This window comes from Micrococcus sp. HMSC31B01, assembly GCF_001816085.1.
GTDB classification, from domain to species: Bacteria; Actinomycetota; Actinomycetes; order Actinomycetales; family Micrococcaceae; genus Micrococcus; species Micrococcus luteus.
On the sequence record NZ_KV825248.1, the window covers coordinates 1 to 6,544 of the forward strand.

The 6,544-nt window shown below is 73.3% G+C and carries 5 protein-coding genes, 1 tRNA gene and 1 pseudogene; 5 read left to right on the forward strand and 2 right to left on the reverse strand.

Going from position 1 to position 6,544, the window contains the following annotated elements; translation table 11 throughout:
• Positions 1-288, reverse strand: a pseudogene (locus HMPREF3105_RS09030) (hypothetical protein); the annotation flags it as partial.
• 158 nt (positions 289-446) lie between these two features.
• Between HMPREF3105_RS09030 and HMPREF3105_RS09035 the strand changes: the two are divergent.
• The 3 genes from HMPREF3105_RS09035 (at position 447) to HMPREF3105_RS09045 (ending at position 2,227) form a co-directional block, all read left to right on the forward strand.
• Positions 447-519, forward strand: a tRNA-Lys gene (locus HMPREF3105_RS09035).
• Between the two features lie 61 nt (positions 520-580).
• Positions 581-1,306, forward strand: coding sequence for an alpha/beta hydrolase (locus HMPREF3105_RS09040; protein ID WP_041103593.1), 726 nt, complete (start codon positions 581-583; stop codon positions 1,304-1,306).
• A 33-nt stretch (positions 1,307-1,339) separates the two neighbouring features.
• The gene (locus HMPREF3105_RS09045) at positions 1,340-2,227 is read left to right on the forward strand and encodes a hypothetical protein (RefSeq protein ID WP_041103594.1); all 888 of its coding nucleotides are present in this window, start codon (positions 1,340-1,342) and stop codon (positions 2,225-2,227) included.
• Positions 2,228-2,355: 128 nt separating this feature from the next.
• Here HMPREF3105_RS09045 and HMPREF3105_RS09050 read toward each other — a convergent pair whose 3' ends face one another.
• The gene (locus HMPREF3105_RS09050; RefSeq protein ID WP_044658638.1) at positions 2,356-3,633 is read right to left on the reverse strand and encodes a DUF445 domain-containing protein; all 1,278 of its coding nucleotides are present in this window, start codon (positions 3,631-3,633) and stop codon (positions 2,356-2,358) included.
• Positions 3,634-3,733: 100 nt separating this feature from the next.
• Between HMPREF3105_RS09050 and HMPREF3105_RS09055 the strand changes: the two genes are divergently transcribed.
• On the forward strand, positions 3,734-4,657 hold the full coding sequence (locus HMPREF3105_RS09055; protein WP_070709291.1) for a glycerophosphodiester phosphodiesterase: 924 nt from the start codon (positions 3,734-3,736) through the stop codon (positions 4,655-4,657).
• Between the two features lie 154 nt (positions 4,658-4,811).
• Complete coding sequence (locus tag HMPREF3105_RS09060; protein WP_041103597.1) at positions 4,812-6,494, forward strand: ABC transporter substrate-binding protein; 1,683 nt, start codon at positions 4,812-4,814, stop codon at positions 6,492-6,494.
• Positions 6,495-6,544: the final 50 nt, after the last annotated feature.

Genomic DNA, 6,544 nt, shown 5'->3' on the forward strand with positions numbered 1-6,544 from the left:
GAGCGAGACGGGCGGGGCGTCCGCCCACAGCTCGGCGAGCGTCTCGACGCCCAGCTCGCGGACCAGCCCGACCAGCCGCTCGACGATGGCCGGGTCCTCCTCCGCGCGGCCGCCGGCCACGAGGGCGTGGGCCAGGCGCGAGGCCGCCGCGGCCACTTCCTGCGGGTCTTCGCCGCCGGCGAAGTGCGTGAGCTCCTGCGGTTCCGAGAGGCGGGGCCGGTGGGGGCGCAGCACGCCCGAGGCGCTCGAGCTGGCGCCGCGGCCGGCGGGCAGGCGGTGACGTGCCATGGGCGGGCTCCCTTCGAGGGCGCATCGGGGTGGGGATGTGGTCGCCGGAGGCGGCGGCCCCGTCCACGGTAGTGCCCCGGGCGCCTGGGCTACCATCGGAGGGCACCCGCGAGGGTCGCCGTCGTCGGCCGCACGCCGTCGTCGTCGGCCGCGGGTGAGGGCCTTTAGCTCAGCTGGCAGAGCATCGGACTTTTAATCCGCCGGTCGCGGGTTCGATCCCCGCAGGGCCCACGCGAAAACGGCCCCTGACCAGGCATGACGCCCGGTCGGGGGTCCTCCCTAGGATGGAGCCATGAGCCCCACGCCCCCACCAGTCACCGAGACGATCAGTTCCGGCCACAGCGTGGTGTGGTCGCGCCCGCCGGCGGAGCGCGCGGGCACGGACCTGGTGCTCGTGTTCCACGGCTACGGCTCCAACGAGGTCCGCGCGGCGCGCCGCCACTTCCCGATGCTCCCGGAGCGGTGCACCGGCCTGGCGGTGCGCGGCGGCTTCGAGATCGACGAGACGGCGTCCGAAGGCCCGGGCGACCCCGGCGCGCACGGCTGGTTCCTGCTCGACCTGCTGCTGCAGTCCGACTTCGCCCAGGTGCTCGCCGCCGCCCACCGCGTGTTCGACGTGCTCTCCGCCGAGGAGGTCGTGGCGGCCGGCTTCCGCACGGTCTCGGTGCTCGGCTTCTCCCAGGGCATGGCCATGGCGACGACGGTCCTGCGTCTGCGCCCCGAGGCGTTCACCTGCGGTGTGGGCCTGAGCGGCTTCGCCGTCGACAACGAGCTGCTGGCCATGCTCGACTCCCCGGCCGAGGGACCGGGCCCGCGCCCGTTCTTCTGGGGCCGGGACGCCGAGGATCCCGTGATCCATCCGGACGCCGTCGCCCACACCCGCGCGTGGGCCGAGGAGCACACCCGCCTGACCGTGCGCACCTACCCCGGGATCCTGCACGGGACCGGCCCCGACGAGGTCCGTGACGTGCGCATCTTCCTCGAGCACTCCCTGCGCGCGGCGACGCCCGGGTCCTGACCGCGGGGGTCGCGCGCCGATACTGTGGCGCGCATGGCAAAGAACTCGACGATCGGCCGGTACGCGTCCGGGAAGGTGAAGGACTTCGGGCTGAAGTCGGCACTCGATGAGAACGGCGAGCCCACGGAGGGCTTCGAGAAGGCCCTCTCCACGGTGTTGGCGGTCCAGCGCCCCCTGGTCCTGAAGAACATCCAGCGCATGGCGGCGAAGCACCCGGGGGAGAGCCCGGAGCGTCTCGCCGAGCGGCTCGGGCAGCAGTACCTGACCACCGTCACGGGGGCCGGTGCCGCCGTGGGCGGCACCGCGATCGTCCCGGGCATCGGCACCGTGGCCGCGCTCGGCCTGTCCGGTGCCGCGGTCGCCGGCTTCATGGAGGCCACCGCCCTCTACGCGCAGTCCCTCGCCGAGCTGCACGGCATCACCACGCAGGACCCGCAGCGCGCCCAGGCCCTCGTCATGGGCCTCATGCTCGGCGACGACGCCAAGGAGCTGCTCCGCGAGGCCGCCGCCAAGGCCGGCCGTCCCTACGACCCGCAGTCCAGCCTCAACGCGCTCGCGGGCACCGCATCGGGCACCGGCATCAGCGCGTTCGTGGTGGATCGCCTCAAGAGGACGTTCATGCGCAAGATGCGCCTGCGGCAGGGTGCCGGCTTCGTGGGCCGCGCCGTGCCGTTCGGCGTGGGCGCCGTGATCGGCGGCGTGGGCAACCGCGCCATGGGCAAGGCCGTGATGGAGAACGCCGCGGAGCTCTTCGGCCCCCTGCCGATGGTGATCCCCGGCGAGATCCGCGAGGGCGCCGCACAGGGGCGCGCCGATGGCACCAAGGACGACGGCGGCGTCTTCGGTGCGATCCGTCGCGCCCTGCCCGGCGGCAAGGACGAGAAGGACGACAGGCAGAAGAAGGGCAAGCCCGCCGCCTGACGGCCCCGCCCCCGCGCGTCCGTCGCCCCCGCCCCCGCGCTTTCGAACGTGAGAGAGGCCCAATCTCACGTTCGAAAGCGCCCATTCGCCCCATTCCACGTTCGAAAGTGCGGGGCGGGAGCCGCGGCTCAGAGGAACAGCGTGGCCACCCCGTGGATCGCCAGGCCCGCGAGCGCGCCGACGACCGAGCCGTTGATGCGGATGAACTGCAGGTCCTTGCCCACGAACAGCTCGAGGGTGCGCGCGGTCTGCTCGCCGTCCCAGCGGGCGACCGTCTCCTCGATCACCCCGGTGAGCGCCGGGCCGTAGGAGCTCAGCGCATACGCCGCGGCGCGGCGGGCGTGGCCGTCCACGCGGTCGCGCAGCTCGGGGTCCTCCTGCAGGCGGGCGCCGAGGTCGCGCAGGGCGGCCACGAGCGCGCGATGCAGGTCGGAGGACGGGTCCTCGAGCGCATCCAGGAGCGAGTCCCGCAGGGAGACCCAGGCCCGCCCGGCCCACGCGCGCAGCCGTTCGTCCGCGAACAGGTTCCGCTTGAACCGTTCCACCGAGGCGCGGGTGGCCGGCTCGTTCCGCATCTCGTCGGCGAGGCGGTCGAGCCAGTCGTCGACGGCGCGGCGGGCCTCGTGCTGCCGGTCGCGGCGGATGCCGGCGAGGTATTTGAGGGTCTCGGCGTGCAGTCGCTCGGCGAGGAGGCGGTCCACGAGGTCCGGGCTCCACTCGGGGGAGCGGCGGCGCACCGTCTCGACGAACAGCTCGGGGTGGGCGGCCACCCAGTCCCCGGTGTGGGCGACCACGAGGTCCACCACGCGCTCGTGGTGCCGGCCGGCCACCACGTCCTCCAGCACGCCCGCGAGCGTGGGGGACCAGTCCGGGGCCACCATGTGGCGTTCCATCAGCTGGCGCAGCAGCTCCTGGACGGCGTCGTCGTCGGCCGCGGCCATGGCGCCCCGGGCCGCCGTCGCGATCTCCCGGGCGGTGCGAGCCGCGTTCTCCTCACGGCGCAGCCAGCCGCCGGCGGCCTCGGCCACCTTCAGTCCGTCGACCTTCTCGTGGGCGACCTCCGAGTCCAGGAAGTTCTCCTGCACGAACTCGGTCAGCGCGGCGCCGAGCTGGTCCTTCTTCCGCGGGATCAGGGCGGTGTGCGGCACGGGCACACCCATCGGGTGGCGGAACAGCGCCGTGACCGCGAACCAGTCCGCCAGCGCGCCGACCATGCCGCCCTCCGCGGCGGCGCGCACGTAGCCCCACACCGGGTGGGTGTCCTGCAACGGGAACGCGACCACGAACACCACGGCCAGCAGGATGAGCAGCCCCAGGGCGACGGCCTTCATGCGCCGCAGGCCCGCCGCGCGTTCGAGGGCACCGGCGCTGAGCAGCTGCTGGGCGGGGTCGGGGGAGAAGGACACGGGAGGCTCCTGATCGCGTGCACCGAATGGTCCCCACCAGTTAACCAGCCGGGCACCCTGCGGTGACGTGGTCGGCACACGCGCTCCCTAGCCTGGCGGCGTGCCCGCCCTCGTGATCGCCCACCGCGGCGCCTCCGCCGCCTTCCCCGAGCACACCCGCGCCGCCATGCTCCACGCCCTCGCCGTGGGCGCGGACGGTCTCGAATGCGACGTCCAGCTCACGCGGGACCGCGAGGTCGTCTGCTGGCACGACCCCACCGTGGACCGCACCTCGGACGGGCGCGGCGCCGTCGCGGACCACACGCTGGATCGTCTGCGCGGCCTCGATGTCGTCTCGTGGCACGCCCGGCGTCCGGGGGCCGAGCCCGCCACGACGACGGCGCCGCCCGCCGTGTACGGCGGCGCGGGGGAGCAGGTGCTCACCCTGGCCGACCTCCTGGCGATCGCGGCGGCCGCGGACCGGCCGCTGCGCCTGGCCGTGGAGCTCAAGCACCCCTCCCCGTTCGGGCATGAGCTCGAGGAGCGGGTGCTGCGGGAGCTGCTGCGGGCCGGTTGGGACCCGGAGACCGGCCGACTGGGTCAGGTGCAGGTGTCCCTCATGAGCTTCCATCCGGACGCGCTGCGCCACGTGGCGCCGCTGGCCGGCACGGACCCCCTCTGCCCCCTGATGGACCTCATGCCGACGGAGCTGCCGACCCGGCTCGCGCGGGGGCCGCTGAGCCGGGCGGCGGTGCGTGCGGCGGCGCGTCAGTCGCTGGCGGGGTCCGAGGCGCTCGTCTGGCGCGGCCGGGCCGGGATGGCGGGGCCCTCCGTGGCCTACGTGCGGGAGCACCTGGCGGACGTGAAGGCGTGGCTGGCGGCGGGGCGGCGGCTGCGGGTGTGGACCGTCGACGAGCGCGAGGACGCCGATTTCCTCCTCGCCCAGGGGGTGCAGGAGCTCACCACCAACCGTCCGGAGGACGTGCTGCGCTGGGTCCGCGAGCGGGCCGCCGCGCGTCGGGAGCGGATGCCCACCGGGGCCTGAGGGCGCCGTGCCGCACGCGCAGACGCGGCCTGCGTTGCGTTCCTGCCCGCGCTTGTGGCTATAGTCACGTCCAGGAGCGTGCCCGAGGTCACACCCGACGGCGCGGTCCCCTCGCACCCGCGTCTCGGCTGAGACCTCTCCCGGAGGAGCCCCCATGGCCACCCGTCTGCGTCACCGACTCCTGTCCGCCGCCGCGCTCACCGCGGCCGGCGCCCTGCTCGTCACCGGCTGCGCCCAGAGCCAGCGCGACGGCGGCGGCTCCGGCGGCTCGGGCGGGGGCGACGCCGCCCAGGTGGACGGCTCGTTCATCTTCGCCGCCTCCTCTGACCCGAAGACCCTGGACCCGGCCTTCGCCTCCGACGGCGAGACCTTCCGGGTCTCCCGTCAGATCTTCGAGGGCCTCGTGGGCACGAAGCCGGGCACCGCGGACCCCGCGCCGCTGCTGGCCGAGTCCTGGGAGTCCTCGGAGGACGGCCTGACCCACACGTTCCAGCTGAAGGAGGGCGTGACCTTCCACGACGGCGAGCCGTTCAACGGGGAGGCCGTGTGCGCCAACTTCGACCGCTGGTACAACTTCACGGGCATCCAGCAGTCGGAGACCCTCTCGTACTACTACGGCAAGCTGTTCCGCGGCTTCGCGGACAAGCCCGAGGACGCCGTCTACAAGGAGTGCGAGGCCACCGGCGAGCACGAGGTGAAGATCACGCTGGCGCAGCCGTTCGCGGGCTTCATCTCCTCCCTGTCCCTGCCGGCCTTCGCCATGCAGTCGCCGAAGGCGCTCGAGGAGTACAAGGCGGACGAGGTCGGCGGCACCGCCGAGTCGCCCCAGATGTCCGAGTACGCCCGGGCACACCCCACCGGCACCGGCCCCTACAAGTTCGAGTCCTGGAGCGTGGGCGAGGACGTCAAGCTCACCGCCAACGAGGACTACTGGGGCGAGGGCGGCGAGGTCACGGACATCACCTTCCGCGTGATCGACGACCCGGTGGCCCGCCGTCAGGCGCTCGAGGCCGGGGACATCGACGGCTACGACCTCGTGGCCCCCGCGGACACCGCGGCCCTGTCCGAGGCCGGCTTCAACGTGGTGGCCCGCGACCCGTTCACCATCCTCTACCTGGGCCTGAACCAGGAGAAGGAGGAGCTCCAGGACGTCAGGGTGCGCCAGGCGATCGCCCACGCGATCGACAAGGACGCCCTCATCGCGCAGACCCTCCCCGAGGGCACGGAGCCCGCCACCCAGTTCATCCCGAAGTCCGTGAACGGGTACAGCGAGGACGTCACCACGTACGAGCACGACCCCGCCAAGGCCAAGGCGCTGCTCGCCGAGGCCGGCTACCCGGACGGCTTCACGATCGACTTCAACTACCCCACCGGCGTCTCGCGCCCGTACATGCCGACCCCCGAGCAGGCGTTCTCCAACCTCTCGAGCCAGCTGGCCGAGGTGGGCATCACGGTGAACGCGAAGCCGGCCAAGTGGAGCCCGGACTACCTCGACCAGGTGCAGGGCACCTCGGACCACGGCATCCACCTGCTCGGCTGGACCGGTGACTACAACGACACGGACAACTTCGTGGGCGTGTTCTTCGGCCAGGAGAAGCCCGAGTTCGGCTTCACCGACGAGGAGCTGTTCTCCGCCCTCGAGGAGGCCCGCCAGATCCCGACGCTCGAGGAGCAGACGCCGAAGTACCAGGAGATCAACGAGCAGATCTCCGAGATCGTCCCGGCGGTCCCGCTCGCCCACCCGGCCCCGTCGCTGGCCTTCGACAAGCGCGTGGCCTCCTACCCGGCGAGCCCGGTCAACGACGAGGTCTTCAACGAGATCGACCTGACCGAGTGAGCCCGGCGGGCCGGGGACGACCCGCCCCACCGGCGACGACGGCGCCGCGC

Coding starts and splice junctions, on each gene's coding strand:
- HMPREF3105_RS09060 (WP_041103597.1), top strand. CDS start 4,812: ATGGCCACCCGTCTGCGTCACCGACTCCTGTCCGCCGCCGCGCTCACC.
- HMPREF3105_RS09045 (WP_041103594.1), top strand. CDS start 1,340: ATGGCAAAGAACTCGACGATCGGCCGGTACGCGTCCGGGAAGGTGAAG.
- HMPREF3105_RS09040 (WP_041103593.1), top strand. CDS start 581: ATGAGCCCCACGCCCCCACCAGTCACCGAGACGATCAGTTCCGGCCAC.